Source organism: Pseudomonas sp. RC10-4-2 (assembly GCF_050433085.1).
Classification (GTDB): domain Bacteria; phylum Pseudomonadota; class Gammaproteobacteria; order Pseudomonadales; family Pseudomonadaceae; genus Pseudomonas; species Pseudomonas aeruginosa.
In genome coordinates this window covers 25905-42995 of record NZ_JBNPXX010000006.1, presented here as the reverse complement: position 1 = coordinate 42995, position 17091 = coordinate 25905, and the positions used below count along the sequence as shown (strand labels likewise).

Below are 17091 nucleotides of genomic sequence, written 5' to 3'. Positions count from 1 at the left end.
CGGATCGGCTGCGCAGACCACTAGCAGAGCTGACACCATCGCGGCCGTCGATGCACCCCCATCTTTAGTTAGGTGAAGGCTCAGGCATGCTGCGTGGGAGCCTCCCCCGGGTACCGCCGATGGAGGTGTCCCTGCGCAGTTCCCATGTTCCCCAGCGCATGGCTCGTTGAATTCCAGGCATGAAAAAACCGCCGGCCGGCAACGCCGGCGGGCGGTTTCTCGAGGGCGCGCTTACGCCAGTTTCTTGTAGCGCACGCGGTGCGGCTGGGCCGCGGCGTCGCCCAGGCGCTTCTTGCGGTCCGCCTCGAACTCGGTGTAGTTGCCTTCGAAGAAGGTCACCTTGCCATCGTCCTCGTAGGAGAGGATGTGGGTGGCGATCCGGTCGAGGAACCAGCGGTCGTGGGAGATCACGATGGCGGAGCCGGGGAAGTCCAGCAGCGCCTCTTCCAGCGCACGCAGGGTTTCCACGTCGAGGTCGTTGGACGGTTCGTCGAGCAGCAGCACGTTGCCGCCCTGCTTCAGGGTCAGGGCCAGGTGCAGACGGCCACGCTCACCGCCGGAGAGGTCCTTGACGAACTTCTGCTGGTCGGCGCCCTTGAAGTTGAAGCGACCGACATAGCTGCGCGACGGGACTTCGTAGTTGCCGATCTTGATCTGCTCGAAACCGTCGGAAACCTGCTCCCACACGGTCTTGTTGCCTTCCAGGCTGTCACGGCTCTGGTCGACGCTGGCGATCTGCACGGTCTCGCCGATCTCGATGGTGCCGGAGTCCGGCTGCTCCTTGCCGGTGAGCATGCGGAACAGGGTCGACTTGCCCGCGCCGTTGCCGCCGATCACACCGACGATGGCGCCCTTGGGAATGCTCAGGGACAGGTTGTCGATCAGCACGCGGTCGCCGTAGCCCTTGGTCACATTGTGCAGTTCGATGACCTTGTCGCCCAGGCGCGGACCGGCCGGGATGTAGATCTCGTTGGTCTCGCTGCGCTTCTGGAATTCCTGCGACTGCAGTTCCTCGAAGCGCTGCAGGCGCGCCTTGGACTTGGCCTGGCGGCCCTTGGCGCCCTGGCGTACCCACTCCAGCTCGGCCTTCATGGCCTTGGCGTGGGAGGCTTCCTGCTTGGCTTCCTGGGCCAGGCGGGCGGCCTTGGATTCCAGCCAGCCGGAGTAGTTGCCTTCGAACGGGATGCCATGGCCACGGTCGAGTTCGAGGATCCAGCCGGCGACGTTGTCGAGGAAGTAGCGGTCGTGGGTGATCGCCACCACGGTGCCGGGGAAGTCGTGCAGGAAATGCTCCAGCCAGGCCACCGAGTCGGCGTCCAGGTGGTTGGTCGGTTCGTCCAGCAGCAGCATGTCGGGAGCCGACAGCAGCAGACGGCACAGCGCTACGCGGCGCTTTTCGCCGCCGGACAGGTGCTCGACCTTGGCATCCCACGGCGGCAGGCGCAGGGCGTCGGCGGCGACTTCCAGCTGGCGTTCCAGGTTGTGTCCGTCGGATGCCTGGAGGATCGCCTCCAGCTTGGCCTGCTCGGCGGCCAGGGCGTCGAAGTCGGCATCCGGCTCGGCATAGGCGGCATAGACCTCGTCCAGCCGCGCCTGGGCCTGCTTGATCTGGCCGACGGCCTCTTCGACGATGTCGCGCACGGTGGCCTGCGGGTCCAGCTTGGGCTCCTGCGGCAGGTAGCCGACGTTGATCCCCGGCATCGGCCGGGCCTCGCCTTCGATCTCGGTGTCGACGCCGGCCATGATCCGCAGCAGGGTGGACTTGCCCGCGCCGTTCAGGCCGAGCACGCCGATCTTGGCGCCGGGGAAGAACGACAGGGAGATGTCCTTGAGGATTTCACGCTTGGGCGGAACGATCTTGCCGACCCGATGCATGGTGTAGACGTACTGAGCCAAAACGAGCACCTCATGAAGAAAAGGAAAAAAACTCGGCCAAGTATATGACAGACCGAGAGAAAGCTGGCCAGCCACCCCGGTTTTCGTGGGGCGGGGCGCTTTGCCGGCGGATGTTCGCCGTCCGATTCCAGGCCGCTACGGTGACGCTGAGCAGCGTACTGGCCGCCCTTACTGTCTCCGCCACCCTCGTCCTGTCAAAGGCGTTCTGCCTGAGCGAGGCGGCGACCATCGCCCCGTGCGAGGTCTGGGTGGGCCTGGCACTGCTCGCGGCCATGGTGCTGCCGCTCAAGACCTGACGCGAAGCAAGGCGTGGGGAGATCCAGCCTGCTACAATTGATCCAAATCAGTCTCAAAAGAACAAAAAAAACCTCAAAAATGACACTCGCTCCCAGATCCGCCCAGCTACCCGACTCCCCGCACAGGGACAGTCTCGACCCAGCGCCAACCCCGTCGTCTCAGGACCAGCGCCTGCTCAAGGCCTTGGCCACCGCGATGGTCAATCATCCGCGCGCCACCATGGGAGAACTGGCGGAACTGGCAGGAGTGAGCAGGGCAACCCTGAACCGTCATTGCGGTACCCGCGAAGGTCTCAAGCGGCGCCTGGAAAGCCATGCCAGGAGTACCCTCGAACGCCTCACCCACAGCGCCGCCCTGCAGCGCCTGGAGCCGCGGGAAGCGCTACGCGAGCTGATCCGGGAACACCTCGCCCAGCGCGACCTGCTGGCGCTGCTGATGTTCGAGCAGAACCCGGGACGCCACGCCGGGCATGGGGACGCCAGTTGGCAGTCCTATGTCGAAGCCCTGGACGCCTTCTTCCTGCGCGGCCAGCAGAAGCGTGTGTTCCGTATCGATATCAGCGCGGCGACCTTCAGCGAACTCTTCATCGTCCTGATCTACGGCATGGTCGATGCCGAGCGCCGCGGTCGCGCGGCCAGCGCCGGGTTGTCCGCCACACTCGAGGAGCTGTTCCTGCGTGGCGCGTCGAACCCCGCACAACCTGCCAGCCCTTGAGCGGGCGGCAGTTGCCACCCGCTAGCACCGTTTCCCACACGTTTACCCGCTCAACTCCTGCCGCCTCGATGTACCACCAGGCTCCGTCCCTCGTCCCAGCCTCCGCCGAGCGCGCGGAACAGGTCGACCAGGGCGATCTGCCGCTGGGTGCTGCCGTCGATGAAGGCGATCTCGTTGAGGAAGCTGCTGCGCTGCGCATCGAGGTAGCGCAGGTGGTTGTCGACGCCACTCTCGTAGCGTGCCTTGGCCAGCTTCAGGGCTTCGTTGCTGCTGTTCGCCAGGGCGCGCAGGGCCTTCTCTTCGCGACGCAGGGTATCGCTGGCCGCCAGGGCGTCGGCGACCTCGCGGAAAGCGGTCTGGATGGTCCCCTCGTAGGCAGCCACCGCCGAATCCTTGCGCGCCTCGGCCAGGCTCAGGTTGGCACGGTTGCGCCCGCCATCGAAGATCGGCAGCGTCAGCGTCGGCAGGAAGCTCCAGGAGCGCGAGCCGCCATCGAACAGGCCGGACATTTCCGCGCTGGAGGTGCCGAAGCTGCCGGTCAGGCTGATGCGTGGGAAGAACGCCGCGCGCGCCGCGCCGATATCCGCGTTGCGCGCCCGCAAACGATGTTCGGCGGCAAGGATGTCCGGGCGTCGCTCGATCAGCTCGGACGGCGTGCCGGGAGCGATGTCCTGCAGCAGCTTCGGCCGCTGCCCCGGACTCCGCGGAATCGCCTGCGCGGCATCGTCGCTGCCCAGCAGCAACACCAGCGCGTTGAATGCCTGCTGTTTCTGCCGCAGGTTGCGCTCCTGCTCGGCGCGCGCCTGCTCCACCAGGCCAAGGGCTTCCTGGTAGTCCAGCGCGGTGGCGGCGCCGGCCGCGCGGCGCTGGTCGATCAGGGCGAAGGAATACTCGCGGCTGACCAGGGTCTGACGGGTCAGCGCCAGGCGCCGCAGGGCGCCGTCGTAGCTCAGGTAGGCCTGGCTGACCTCGGCGACCAGGGCGATCCGTGCCGCGCGCGCTGCCTCCTCGCTGGCCAGGTACTGTTGCAGGGCTGCGTCGGTCAGGCTCTTGACCCGACCGAAGAGGTCCAGTTCGTACTCCGGCAGGGCCAGCCCGACCTGGTAGCTGCTGGCCACTTCCGAGCGATTGCCGGCGGACAGGTCGGCCGGCTGCCGCTGGCGGTTGCCGGTGGCAGCGGCATTCAGGCCCGGAACCCGGTCGGCGCGCTGGATTCGGTACTGCGCGCGGGCCGCCTCGATATCCAGGAGGGTCTGGCGCAGCGAGCGGTTGTTATCCAGGGCCATGTCCACCAGGCGGCGTAGTTCGGCATCGACGATGAAACTCTTCCAATCCAGCGTGTCGATCGCCGCGCCCTGGCGCTGGGCGGCGGCGCCGCTCCAGCTGTCGGCCACCGGCGCGGCGGGACGTTCGTAGGTCGGCGCCATGGAGCAGGCGCCGAGGGTCAGGGCGATCAGCAGCGCCGATACGCCGAAAGCAGGTTTGCGCATCTCGTTCACTCCCCGGCCGAAGCGGCCTGTTCGATGGGTGCCGGCTTGCTGCGCAGCAGCGACAGCAGCCAGACGAAACAGATAGGTACGAACAGCACGCCGAGGAAGGTGGCGCTGAGCATCCCGCCGATCACTCCGGTGCCGATGGCACGCTGGCTCGCCGCGCCGGCACCGCTGGCCAGGGCCAGGGGTATCACGCCGAGGATGAACGCCATGGAAGTCATGATGATCGGCCGGAAGCGCAGGCGCGCGGCCTCGATGGCGGCGTCGCGCAGGCTATGCCCCTGCTCCCAGAGTTCCTTGGCGAACTCGACGATGAGAATCGCGTTCTTCGCCGAAAGACCGATGATGGTGATCAGGCCGACCTTGAAATACACGTCGTTGGACATACCGCTGACCATCACCGCGAGCACCGCGCCGATGGCGCCGATCGGCACGATCAGCATCACCGACAGCGGGATCGACCAGCTCTCGTAGAGCGCCACCAGCAACAGGAACACCACCAGGATGGCGAGGGCGAACAGGCTGGTGGCCTGCCCGGCGGAGACCTTCTCCTGATAGGACAGGCCGGTCCACTCGTAGCCGATGCCGGCCGGCAGCTGCGCGGCCAGGCGCTCCATTTCCGCCATGGCTTCGCCGGTACTGAAGCCGGGCGCGGCGTCACCGACGATGCGGATCGACGGGTAGCCGTTATAGCGCACCAATTGCACCGGTCCCTCTTCCCATTTCACGCTGACGAAGGCGCTGAGCGGTACCAGGTTGCCAGCAGCGTTAGGCACGTATAGCTCGAGCACGCTTTCCGGGGTCATCCGGTTGCCCTGTTCGGCCTGGATCACCACCCGCTGTTGGCGCCCCGCATTGGTGAAGTCGTTGATCACCTCCGAGCCGAAGGCAGCGGACAGCGTGCCGCTGATGGTCTCGAAGCTCACCCCCAGGGCACGGGCCTTCTCCCGGTCGATCAACAGGCGCAGTTGCGGCGCTTCGGCCAGTCCTTCCATCATCGCGTAAAGGAATTTCGGGTTGGTCTGGATCTCGCCAAGAAGAGTGTCGCGAGCCTGCAGCAGCGCTTCGCGGCCGACCCCGCTACGGTCCATCAGGCGCAATGCGAAGCCGCCGGAGTTACCCAGACCGTTGATCGGTGGCGGCGACACGGCCATGACCGTGCCATCGTCGGGCAGCGCGAAATGCTCGTTCAGCGCGGCGATCTCGGCGGCGGCCGACTGCTCGGCGCCTCGCTCGGACCAGTCCTTGAAGGTCGGGAAGGCCAGCGCGGCATTGTCGCCCTGGCCGGAGAAGCTGAAGCCCGAGATCAGGAACACCGAAGCCACCGCCTCGCGGGACTTGAGGAAGCGCTCGAGCTCCTCGCCGGTGGCATCGGTGCGCACGCGCGAAGCGCCAGGCGGCAGTTGCACGTCGACCACCATGTAGCCGAGGTCTTCCGCCGGCACGAAGGCTTCCGGCAGGCGCAGGTAGAAGTAGCCGAGCATGGCCACCAGGCCGGCGTACACCAGCATGAAGCGTCCGGCGCGCGCCACCAGCTTCGAGTTGAGCAGCGAATAGCGCTCGGTGACGCGGGCGAAGCCACGGTTGAAGGCGCCGAAGAAGCCGCGCTTCTCGTGGTGCCCTTCGGGAATGGGCTTGAGCAGCGTGGCGCACAGCGCCGGGGTGAAGGTCAGGGCGAGGAAGCCGGAGAACAGGATCGAGACCGCCAGCGACACCGAGAACTGCTGGTAGATCACCCCCACCGAACCGGCCATGAAAGCCAGCGGCAGGAACACCGCCGAGAGCACCAGGGTGATGCCGACGATGGCGCCGGATACCTGCTTCATCGCCTTGACCGTGGCCTCGGCCGGGGAAATCCCCTCCTCCGCCATGATCCGCTCGACGTTCTCCACCACCACGATGGCGTCGTCCACCAGGATGCCGATCGCCAGGACCATGCCGAACATGGTCATCATGTTCACCGAGAACCCCAGCAGGTACATCACCATCAGCGTACCCAGCAGGCACACCGGCACCACGATGGACGGGATCAGGGTGTAGCGGACGTTCTGCAGGAACAGGAACATCACCAGGAACACCAGGACCATCGCTTCGATCAGGGTGTGGATCACCTTCTCGATGGCCACGTCGACGAAGCGCGAGGTGTCGTAGGGCACGCTGTACTGCATGTCCTCGGGGAAGAACGCCGACAGTTCGGCGAGACGCTGTTTCACCAGGGTAGCGGTCTGGATCGCGTTGGCCCCGGGCGACAGCTGGATCGCCCCGCCCACGGTGGGCGTGCCGTTCAGTCGCGAGGAAATGTTGTAGCTCTCCTTGCCGAGTTCCAGGCGCGCGACATCGGCGAGCCGGACCAGCGAGCCGTCCTCGTTGGCGCGCAGCACTACCTGGCCGAACTCCTGCGGATCGTCCAGGGTGCCCTTCACCGCCAGGGTCGCCGTCAGCTCCTGCGCGGAACTGCCCGGTGCGCTGCCGAAGGCGCCGGCCGGCACCTGCACGTTCTGCCCGCGGATGGCATTGCTCACGTCGTCGATGGAGAGGCCGAAGCCCACCAGCTTCTGCGGATCGATCCAGACCCGCATGGCCGCCTCGGAAGAGAAGAATTGCAGCTTGCCGACGCCCGGCAGGCGCCGCAGCTCGTTGTTGATATTGCGCGCGGCGTAGTCGCCGAGGGCGGTGGTGTCGCTGCGCTGAGCGCCTTCCTTGTAGCTGAGCGCATAGATCAGCAGGAAACCGGCGCTGGTCTGCTCGACCTGCAGGCCCTGGGTCAGCACCGCCTGCGGCATGCGCGCCTCGGCTTTCTTCAGGCGGTTCTGCACGTCCACCTGGGCCAGGTCCGGATCGGTGCCCGGCTCGAAGGTGACGACGATCTCGGCGGTGCCGTTGGAGTTGTTGGTCGACTCGAAGTAGAGCAGGCCCTTGGCGCCGTTCAGCGACTCCTCGAGCACACTGGTGACGGAGTCCACCAGCACCTTCGCCGAGGCGCCGGGATAGGTGGCGGTGATGGTGATCTGTGGCGGCGCGACATTGGGGTACTGCGCTACCGGCAATTTGGAAATGACCAGCAGGCCGGCCAGGGAGATGAACAGGGCCACCACCCAGGCGAAGTTCGGCCGCTTGATGAAGAATTCGGACATCGGAAAATCCTCGGGGCGAACCCGCCCTTACTGTTGCGGCGCAGGTGACTGGGCTTGCGCCTGGGCACCATCCGGCTTCGGCACGATCTTCACCCCCGGCTGCACCGCAGCCAGGCCGCCGACTATGACCCGGTCACCCGGCTCCAGGCCCTCGGTGATCTGCCAGCGCGAACCCTGCATGACGCCGGTACCGACGCTGCGCGCCTCGGCGCGCTCGTCGGCGCCCACCACCATCACCTGGGCGCTGCCGTCGCTGGAGCGGTGCACGGCCCGTTGCGGCACCAGGATCGCCTGGTTGTCGATGCCCTGGGGCGTACGTACGCGCACGTACATGCCCGGCAGCAGGACCCCGTCGGGGTTGGCGAACTTGCCGCGCAGGGCGATCTGGCCGGTGCCGCGATCCACCGCCACGTCGGCGAACTGCAACGCGCCCTGGCGCTCGTAGGGCGTCCCTTCGACGCGCAGGGTCAGCGCCTGGCTGTCGCCGGCGGCCAAGGTGCCTTTCTTCAGGGCGTCGCGCAGGCGCAGGGCCTCGGCCGCGGTCTGGGTGAAATCCGCATAGATCGGATCGAGCTGCTGGATGCGCGCCATCAGCGTCGCCTCGCCCTGCCCGACCAGCGCGCCCTCGGTCACCAGCGCGCGGCCGATGCGCCCGGAGATCGGCGCAGTGACCGAGGCGTAGCCGAGGTTCAGGCGCGCGGTCTCCAGGTCGGCCTGGGCCGAGCGGGTCGCCGCCTCGGCGCTGCGCAGGTCGGCGGTGGCGGTATCGAAGTCCTGCTGGCTGACCGCCTGGATCTTCACCAGCGGCTCGTAGCGACGCACCCGCGCCTGCGCCTCGAACAGCACCGCGCGGTTCCGCGCCAGCTCACCCTCGGCGCGCGACACCGCAGCCTTCAGCGGTGCCGGATCGATCTGGAACAGCAGGTCGCCAGCCTTGACGTCGGCGCCCTCCTCGAAGCGCTTCCGCACGACGATGCCGGCCACCCGCGCGCGCACCTCGGCGACACGCACCGGTTCGATCCGCCCAGGCAGTTCCGAACTCAGCGCCAGGGGCTCGGCCTGCACCGTCAGGACCTCCACCGGCAACACCATTTCGGCGGCCTCCTGTCGCTCTTCCGCCGGCCCACAACCCGCCAACGCGATGGCCATAGCCAACGCCCCGATCCTTCCTATTGCACGCAAATCAGCCATGACACACCCGACCGTTGATTGAAAACGGATCGAATGGTACTTTTTCGAGCTAATTGAGTCAATATTGTCTCAAATGATCTTTTGACAGCTAATTCCTTTGGACGCGAGGCCAGTTTTCTGCACAATGCGCACAATCAGAAAAACCAACCGGGACCCATCGATGACCCTGATTTCCCATGACGAGCGACTCATCAAGGCGCTGGCAGTCGCTATCGTCGACCGCCCACGAGCGACGCTGAAGGAACTGGCCGAGGCGGCCGGCGTAAGCAAGGCCACCCTGCACCGCTTCTGCGGCACGCGGGACAACCTGGTGCAGATGCTCGAGGATCACGGAGAGACCGTACTGAACCAGATCATCCAGGCCTGCGACCTGGAGCATGCCGAGCCTCTGGAGGCGTTGCAGCGCCTGATCAAGGAACACCTCACCCACCGCGAGCTGCTGGTATTCCTGGTATTCCAGTACCGCCCGGACTTCCTCGACCCGCACGGCGAAGGCGCACGCTGGCAGTCCTACCTGGAAGCGCTGGACGCCTTCTTCCTGCGCGGACAGCAGAAAGGCGTGTTTCGCATCGACATCACGGCGGCCGTGTTCACCGAACTGTTCATCACCCTGGTCTACGGCATGGTCGATGCGGAACGTCGCGGACGGGCGGCCAGCTCCAATTCCGCGCATACCCTGGAGCAGATGTTCCTCCATGGCGCCTCCAATCCGGCGCGCTCCTGACCCTCGCGCCCGCGGCGGCGCCCCTCTCGTCGCCGCATGGCACGGACCGATCCGCGTGCCGTCGACTTCGGCCGCCCGGAGGCCTGCTCGACACTCGGGAAGATCAGTCGTCACCGGTCCTGCGACAAAGTGCCTCGACAGCCGGAAAGGACCGTGACGCTCGTCGGCGATACTGGCACTTGGCCTTGCTTCCGGGCATCCTAACTGTCTACCGAATCACACCTCCCCCAGGAATTCCGGTCAGTGTCGACCCCCTCGCTAACCCCGTCGCCGCCTCCCGCCGGCGACCCACTGACCGTACCCGACCGACCGGCAGCCAAGGCTGGCCTGCTGTTGCTGGTCCTGTTGATGCTCGGCCTGCTGCTCTGGCAGATGAGCCAGGAGCTGCGCCAGCAGGAACGCTTCGAACACGAGCGAGCCGCGGCCCAGCTCGATCGTCTCAACGACCGCCTGTCCCTGACCCTCGAACTCAAGGCGCGCACCGCCCTCGCCCTGCTCCCGGGCGTGCCCCCCAGCGAGCGTGGCGAGATACAGGGCAGGCTGTTGCCGCGCATCAGCGATGCGCTGCCGCAGGTCCGCCAGTTGCAATGGGTGGACAGCGCCCCGCAGACGGACAGCCCGTCGCCGGAAACGACGCTGCCCGAGCAGTTGCGCCAGCACGCCGGCTCCGGCCTCTACCACTATTGCCTCGACCCGCGCGACGGCGAATCCCTCTACCTGACCCTGCGCGAACCCGGCAGCCGCCGCGACAGTGGCTTCTGGCTGTTGCACCTGGCCAGCGACAGCCTCGCCCAGTGGAGTCCCGACCTGCCCACCGGCAACCTGCTCTGGCGCCTGGAAGACCAATACGCCGGGCGGGTGCTCTGGCATACCCCGGGGAGCACGGCGCTGCTCGACGACATGCAGACCCTCGGCGTGGAACCGCTGCGCAACAGCGACTGGCAGCTTCGCGGGCTCTACGACAGCACGCGAGTGCGGCTCGGCCTGCTGCCGGGAATCGGCGGCGAGCTGGCGATCTTCCTCCTGCTGGTCGGCGTCACCGTGTACATGCTGCTGCGCCTGCACCGCGAGCAACAGGGCCTGCGCGCCATGACCCTGGCCTCGCAGCGCAGCCTGCGCCAGGCGGCCACGGCACTGGCGGCGATCGACGAGCGGGTGCTGGTGACCCGCGCCGACGGCCGCCTCAGCTACCTCAATCCCCAGGCCGAACGCCTCTTCGGCATCAGTTCGGCCCAGGCCCGCCAGCATCATCTGCTGGGCCTGCTGCCGGACCTCGAGCCAGGCTGGCTGACGGACGCCGGTGGCGACGGCGAGACCCGTAGCGAGCTGCTGCCGCTGCGGGTGCGCGGCGAGCCGCGGACGTTCACCCTCAGCCGCCATCCGCTGGCCAGCTATCCGGCGCTCGCCGACCAGGCCTGGACCCTCCGCGAGCAGATCCTCCAGGGCGGGCAGGTCTGGGTGTTGCGCGACGTCACCGAGGAACAGCACGCCCTCGGCGTCCTGGAGGAAACCCGGCGGCGCTACCAGGACATCTTCGAAGGGGTCGGCGTGGCCCTCTGCGTGCTCGACCTCTCCGCCCTGCGCCAGGCTCTTGTGGAGCAAGGCCTGGACAGCTGCGCCGCACTGCGCGCCTGGCTCGCCGGCGAACCCGGGCGGCAGCAGGCGCTGCTGGAGCGGATCCGCATCACCGAGATCAACGATGTCAGTCGCCGCCTGCTACAGATCGATTCCACCGAACAGGCCTGGCAGCGCTTGCTCGACCACGGCCCGCTACAACCGGACAGCCTGCGCCTGCAGGTGATCGAGGCGCTCATCGAGCGCCGGCCGGTACTCGAACTTGAAGCCACGCTGCGCTGCGGCAAGAGCACGCCGCGGCACCTGTGGTTGCAACTGCGCCTGCCGGAAAACCCCGGCGAATGGCATGCGGTGACCCTCAGCCTGTCCGACGTCACCAGTCGCAAGGAAGTCGAACTGTCGCTGATCGAGCGCGAGAAGTTCTGGTCGGACGCGGTCCAGGCGGTGCCCGATACCCTCTACATCCACGACCTGCACGCGCGCCGGGTGATCTTCAGCAACCATCACCTGGGCCAGCAACTGGGCTACAACCAGGAAGAACTGGCGCGGATGGGCGAGAACTTCTGGGAAACCCTGCTGCACCCCGACGACCAGGAATACTACTGGCGCATCCGCAACCTGCAGCACGTGGTCGGCGACGGCCTGCTGCTCGACAGCCAGTTGCGCTGGCGCCACCGCGACGGCCGCTGGCACTGGTTCGACATCCGCGAGCAGGCCTTCAGCCGCGACCGCAGCGGTCGCGTGGCGCGCCTGATCGGCGTGGCCAAGGACATCACCTTCACCGTCGAGGCGAACAACGCGCTGCGCGAGAACGGCCGACGCTACCGCATGCTGGCGGAAAACATCAGCGACGTGATCTTCTCCACCGACGCCGAACTCAACGCCAGCTACGTCAGCCCCTCGGTACAGCACGTGTTCGGCTACAGCCCGGAATGGGCGCTGCTCAACGGCCTCCATCAGACCGCCACCAACCCGCGCCAGCTCGGCCGCCTGAACGGCCTGCTGCGCCGCGTGCGGCACGCCATCGGCGACCGCCAGAAGCTCGCCGAGCTGCGGGAAAACCCTGGCCAGCATCTGTTCGCCCTCGACTGCCTGCGCGCCGACGGACGCAAGATTCCCATCGAACTGCGGATCGTCCTGATGTGGGACGAGCACGACCGCTTCGAAGGCCTGCTCGGCATCGCCCGCGACATCAGCCAGCAGCGCCGCGCCGAACGCGAGCTGCGGATGGCGGCGACGGTATTCGAACACTCCACGGCGGCGATCATGGTCACCGACCCGGCCGGCTACATCGTCCAGGTCAACGATTCCTTCTCGCGCCTGACCGGCTACAGCCCGGCCGACGTGCTCGACCAGCAGCCGCGCCTGCTCACCGCCGACCGCCAGGAAGCCAACCAGCTCAAGCACGTGCTCGCCAGCCTGCAGCACAGCGGCAGCTGGGAAGGCGAGATCCTGCAGAAGCGCAAGACCGGCGAGCTCTATCCATCCTGGGTCGGCATCACCGCGGTGCGCGACGAGGAAGGCGACCTGGTCAGCTTCGTCTGCTTCTTCAGCGACATCAGCGAGCGCAAGGCCAGCGAGCGGCGCATCCACCGCCTGGCCTACTACGACGCCCTCACCCACCTGCCCAACCGCACGCTGTTCCAGGACCGTCTGCATACCGCCCTGCAGCAGGCCGAGCGCAACGGCCAGTGGGTGGTGCTGATGTTCCTCGACCTCGACCGCTTCAAGCCGATCAACGACTCCCTCGGCCACGCCGCCGGCGACCGCATGCTGCAGGAAGTGGCGACCCGCCTGAGCGCCTGCGTCAGCCAGGACGATACCGTGGCGCGCATGGGCGGCGACGAATTCACCCTGCTGCTGCCTTCCCAGGGCGACCGCGAGATCGCCCTGAAACGGGCGATCCAGGTCGCCGAGCTGATCCTCGGCCGTCTGGCCCGGCCGTTCACCCTGGAAGGCCGTGAATTCTTCGTCACCGCCAGCATCGGCGTGGCCTTGTCGCCCCAGGACGGCGCCGAACTGAGCCTGCTGATGAAGAACGCCGACACGGCGATGTACCACGCCAAGGAGATGGGCAAGAACAACTTCCAGTTCTACCAGGCCGAGATGAACGCTCGCGCCCTGGAGCGCCTGGAACTGGAAAGCGACCTGCGCCGCGCCCTTGAACTGGGCGAGTTCGTCCTCCACTACCAGCCGCAGTTCACCGGCGACGGCCGCCGCCTGACCGGCGCCGAGGCCCTGCTGCGCTGGCAGCATCCGCGCCGCGGACTGGTTCCGCCGAGCGAGTTCATTCCGGTGCTGGAGGAGATCGGCCTGGTGGCCCAGGTCGGCGACTGGCTGCTGGCGGAAGCCTGCAAGCAGTTGCGCAGCTGGCACAAGGCCAAGGTGCGGGTGCCGAAGGTCTCGGTGAACCTCTCGGCACGGCAGTTCGCCGATGGCCAGTTGGGCGAGCGGATCGCCGCGATCCTCTACGAGACAGGCATCCCGCCGGCCTGCCTGGAGCTGGAGCTGACCGAAAGCATCCTGATGAGTGACGTCGCCGAGGCCATGCAGATCCTCTCCGGGCTCAAGCGCCTCGGCCTGGCCATCGCGGTGGACGACTTCGGCACCGGCTACTCCTCGCTGAACTACCTCAAGCAGTTCCCCATCGACGTGCTGAAGATCGACCGCAGCTTCGTCGACGGCCTGCCCCACGGCGAACAGGACGCACAGATCGCCCGGGCGATCATTGCCATGGCCCACAGCCTGAACCTGATGGTGATCGCCGAGGGCGTGGAGAGCCAGGCCCAGCTGGACTTCCTTCGCGAGCACGGCTGCGACGAGGTGCAAGGCTACCTGTTCGGCCGGCCGATGCCCGCCGAGCAGTTCGGCATGCTCTACGCCAGCGACGTGCTGTTCATGTTCAACGAGGGCTGAGCCGCCGTGCGGCGCGCTTGAGCGCCGCTTGTCCGCGACATGATGGCCTTTCATGTGCCAGCACCCGCCGCATGGGTTAGAATGCGCGCCTTTTCCCAGCACCGATCCTTATGAGGACCGCCATGTTCAGCCGTGATTTGACCCTCGCCCGCTACGATGCCGAACTCTTTGCCGCGATGGAGCAGGAAGCCCAGCGCCAGGAAGAGCACATCGAGCTGATCGCCTCCGAGAACTACACCAGCCCGGCGGTGATGGAAGCCCAGGGTTCGGTGCTGACCAACAAGTACGCCGAAGGTTATCCGCACAAGCGCTACTACGGCGGCTGCGAGTACGTCGATATCGTCGAGCAACTGGCCATCGACCGCGCCAAGCAACTGTTCGGCGCCGATTACGCCAACGTCCAGCCGCACGCCGGCTCCCAGGCCAACGCCGCGGTCTACCTGGCCCTGCTGTCGGCCGGCGACACCATCCTCGGCATGAGCCTGGCCCATGGCGGCCACCTGACCCACGGCGCCAGCGTCTCCTCCTCCGGCAAGCTGTACAACGCTGTGCAGTACGGCATCGACGCCAATGGCCTGATCGACTACGACGAAGTCGAGCGCCTGGCCGTGGAGCACAAGCCGAAGATGATCGTCGCCGGCTTCTCCGCCTATTCCCAGGTCCTCGATTTCGCCCGCTTCCGCGCCATCGCCGACAAGGTCGGCGCCTACCTGTTCGTCGACATGGCCCACGTCGCCGGCCTGGTCGCCGCTGGCGTCTACCCGAACCCGGTGCCGTTCGCCGACGTGGTCACCACCACCACCCACAAGACCCTGCGCGGTCCGCGCGGTGGCCTGATCCTGGCGCGCGCCAACGAGGAGATCGAGAAGAAGCTCAACTCCGCGGTATTCCCCGGCGCCCAGGGCGGTCCGCTGGAGCACGTAATCGCGGCCAAGGCGGTGTGCTTCAAGGAAGCCCTGCAGCCGGAGTTCAAGACCTACCAGCAGCAGGTCCTGAAGAACGCCCAGACCATGGCCCAGGTCTTCCTCGACCGCGGTTTCGACGTGGTTTCCGGCGGCACCCAGAACCACCTGTTCCTGCTCTCCCTGATCAAGCAGGACATCACCGGCAAAGACGCCGACGCCGCCCTCGGCCGCGCGTTCATCACCGTGAACAAGAACTCGGTCCCGAACGACCCGCGCTCGCCGTTCGTCACCTCCGGCCTGCGCATCGGTACCCCGGCCGTGACCACCCGCGGCTTCAAGGAAGCCGAGTGCCGCGAGCTGGCCGGCTGGATCTGCGACATCCTCGAGAACATGGGCGACGAGTCCGTGGTCGACGGCGTACGCGAGAAGGTCAAGGCGATCTGCGCCAAGTTCCCGGTCTACGGCAACTAAGCGACAAGGCAAGACGAAAGAGCCCGGCAAATGCCGGGCTTTTTCATTTCCTCCGAGGGAGGAGGCGCCGGGTAGCGTTATCGCCGGTCCTCGACATGGATCACCGCCAAGGCCTCGGCATCCTCGCCCCGCCGGGAGCGGCCGTGCATGCCGACGAGCACCTCGCCGGCGTCCTCCTCCAGTTCCTCGCGAGGGACGAAGGTAAGGATGTCCGGGTGATGCCCGGTCACCACCCAGCCGCGGCCGTTGTCCAGGGTAATCACGCCGAAGTCGCCCGCCGGCGTGCCGACCTGTACCGCTCCCCACTCGGCCAGCAATGCCCGCGCCTGGGCCGCGAGGTCCGGCTCCGGCTGCGTGAGGATCACGCAAGTGCCCTGGGCGAACAGCACCCAGGATTTGTCCGCGCCACGGATGCAGTCCCGCCAGGCGCCGATCAATGCGTCCCTGTCCATTTCCACGCTCCTTTGGCGTCGATGCGTCTCAGCGGCCTTCGACGATGCGTTCGAAGCCCTCGCGGATACTGTCCTCCGGCAGGTTGTCGCCAATGAACACGATCACGCTCTCGCGCACCTCGTCGTCCCGCCACTCGCTATCCCAGTCGAAGCCGTAGAGTCGCAGCACGCCCTGGAACACCAGGCGACGCGGCTCGTCGGCGATGTTCAGCACGCCCTTGTAGCGCAGCAGGGAATTGCCATGCCACTGCAACAGGTCATCCATGAACTCGCTCAGCCTTTCGAGATCGAGCGGCGTGTCGCTGCGCAGTACCAGGGTGCCGATGCGATCGCGGCTGTCCTTGGCTGCCACCGCTCGCAGCGGGCGCAGGCCGATGCCAGGACCGAGGTCGGCGTTGAGGTTGAAGCCACGTACGTCGAGCAGGTGCGCCAGGTCGATGCGGCCGTGCTCGACCACATGCACCAGCGCCCTCCGGTTGATCCGTTGCAGGCGCTGGCCCAGGGCCTCGAAGGTGGCGGCGTCGACCAGGTCGGTCTTGCTCACCAGGATGCGGTCGGCGAAGCCGACCTGGGCCTGGGTGATGGTTTCCTGCAGGTGACGCTCGGCGTTGGCGGCGTCCACCAGGGTGATGATGCCGTCCAGCACGTAGCGCTGGCAGAGTTCCTCGTCGGCGAAGAAGGTCTGCGCCACCGGCGCCGGATCGGCCAGGCCGGTGCACTCGATCACCAGGCGGTCGAAGTCGATCTCGCCGTTGTCGCGGCGCTCCAGCAGGAGGAACAGGGCCTTTTCCAGGTCGGTGTTGATCGAGCAGCAGACGCAGCCGTTGGACAGCGTCATCACCTGCACCGGCTCGACGCCGAGCAACTGGCCGTCGATCGGCGTCTCGCTGTACTCGTTCTCGATCACCGCGATCTTCATGCCGTGCTCGGCCTGCAGCAGGTACTTGAGCAGGGTGGTCTTGCCGGCGCCGAGGAAGCCGGTGAGCACGGTGACGGGGATCGGGGCGTGGTTGTCGTTGGCTACTTCGGACATGCGCAACTTCCAGAAAAGACGCGGGCCACGTCAGACGTGGCCCGCGGAAGGATGGGGATTCAGCAGCAGCGGATCGGCCGACCCTTGCCGCCACCGTAGCGCGCCTCCTGGCGCTCGCGGAAGAACTCCTCGTAGGTCATCACCGGCTTGTCCGGGTGCTTGTTGCGCATGTGCTCGACATAGGTGTCGTAGTCGGGCATGCCGACCAGCATCCGGGCGGCCTGGCCCAGGTATTTGCCCATGCGGCTGAGGTCGTTGAACATGGCGAGTTCCTCGTTAAGGCTCCCCGG

The 17091-nt window shown here is 66.8% G+C and carries 12 protein-coding genes; 5 read left to right on the top strand and 7 right to left on the bottom strand.

Annotated features, from left to right (window positions below; translation table 11 throughout):
* Positions 1-231 precede the first annotated feature (231 nt).
* Positions 232-1896, bottom strand: coding sequence for an energy-dependent translational throttle protein EttA (ettA, locus tag FHW81_RS23885; RefSeq protein WP_003094829.1), 1665 nt, complete (start codon positions 1894-1896; stop codon positions 232-234).
* A gap of 110 nt (positions 1897-2006) precedes the next feature.
* On the opposite strand from ettA, the gene FHW81_RS23880 reads away from it, so the two are divergent.
* Positions 2007-2192, top strand: a complete 186-nt coding sequence (locus tag FHW81_RS23880; protein ID WP_003161789.1) for a hypothetical protein — start codon at positions 2007-2009, stop codon at positions 2190-2192.
* 196 nt (positions 2193-2388) lie between these two features.
* The gene (escR, locus tag FHW81_RS23875) at positions 2389-2907 is read left to right on the top strand and encodes a TetR/AcrR family transcriptional regulator EscR (protein ID WP_003134987.1); all 519 of its coding nucleotides are present in this window, start codon (positions 2389-2391) and stop codon (positions 2905-2907) included.
* Between the two features lie 50 nt (positions 2908-2957).
* Here escR and oprJ read toward each other — a convergent pair whose 3' ends face one another.
* The 3 genes from oprJ to mexC are packed head-to-tail and all read right to left on the bottom strand — an operon-like array spanning position 2958 to position 8725.
* Positions 2958-4397: a multidrug efflux transporter outer membrane subunit OprJ gene (gene oprJ / locus FHW81_RS23870; RefSeq protein WP_003112802.1), complete on the bottom strand. Its 1440-nt coding sequence runs from the start codon at positions 4395-4397 to the stop codon at positions 2958-2960.
* 5 nt (positions 4398-4402) lie between these two features.
* Positions 4403-7534 carry a multidrug efflux RND transporter permease subunit MexD gene (gene mexD / locus FHW81_RS23865; protein WP_003116285.1) on the bottom strand — a complete coding sequence of 1044 codons (3132 nt, stop codon included), beginning with the start codon at positions 7532-7534 and terminating at the stop codon, positions 4403-4405.
* Between the two features lie 27 nt (positions 7535-7561).
* Positions 7562-8725, bottom strand: coding sequence for a multidrug efflux RND transporter periplasmic adaptor subunit MexC (mexC, locus tag FHW81_RS23860; protein WP_004352726.1), 1164 nt, complete (start codon positions 8723-8725; stop codon positions 7562-7564).
* A gap of 160 nt (positions 8726-8885) precedes the next feature.
* Here mexC and nfxB point away from each other — a divergent pair, with 160 nt between their 5' ends.
* From nfxB to glyA, 3 genes are all read left to right on the top strand, one after another.
* On the top strand, positions 8886-9449 hold the full coding sequence (gene nfxB, locus FHW81_RS23855; protein ID WP_003094842.1) for an efflux pump transcriptional repressor NfxB: 564 nt from the start codon (positions 8886-8888) through the stop codon (positions 9447-9449).
* Between the two features lie 243 nt (positions 9450-9692).
* Entirely contained in the window at positions 9693-13940 is a 4248-nt protein-coding gene (gene morA, locus FHW81_RS23850) for a cyclic di-GMP receptor MorA (protein WP_003112799.1), read from the top strand.
* A 122-nt stretch (positions 13941-14062) separates the two neighbouring features.
* Complete coding sequence (gene glyA, locus FHW81_RS23845; protein ID WP_010792235.1) at positions 14063-15316, top strand: serine hydroxymethyltransferase; 1254 nt, start codon at positions 14063-14065, stop codon at positions 15314-15316.
* A 77-nt stretch (positions 15317-15393) separates the two neighbouring features.
* On the opposite strand, the gene FHW81_RS23840 is transcribed toward glyA, so the two are convergent.
* The 3 genes from FHW81_RS23840 to FHW81_RS23830 are packed head-to-tail and all read right to left on the bottom strand — an operon-like array spanning position 15394 to position 17064.
* On the bottom strand, positions 15394-15774 hold the full coding sequence (locus FHW81_RS23840) for a hypothetical protein (RefSeq protein WP_106120555.1): 381 nt from the start codon (positions 15772-15774) through the stop codon (positions 15394-15396).
* A gap of 22 nt (positions 15775-15796) precedes the next feature.
* Positions 15797-16801, bottom strand: a complete 1005-nt coding sequence (yjiA, locus tag FHW81_RS23835) for a GTPase (RefSeq protein ID WP_106120554.1) — start codon at positions 16799-16801, stop codon at positions 15797-15799.
* A gap of 59 nt (positions 16802-16860) precedes the next feature.
* Complete coding sequence (locus FHW81_RS23830) at positions 16861-17064, bottom strand: YbdD/YjiX family protein (RefSeq protein ID WP_003094856.1); 204 nt, start codon at positions 17062-17064, stop codon at positions 16861-16863.
* Between the last annotated feature and the right edge of the window lie 27 nt (positions 17065-17091).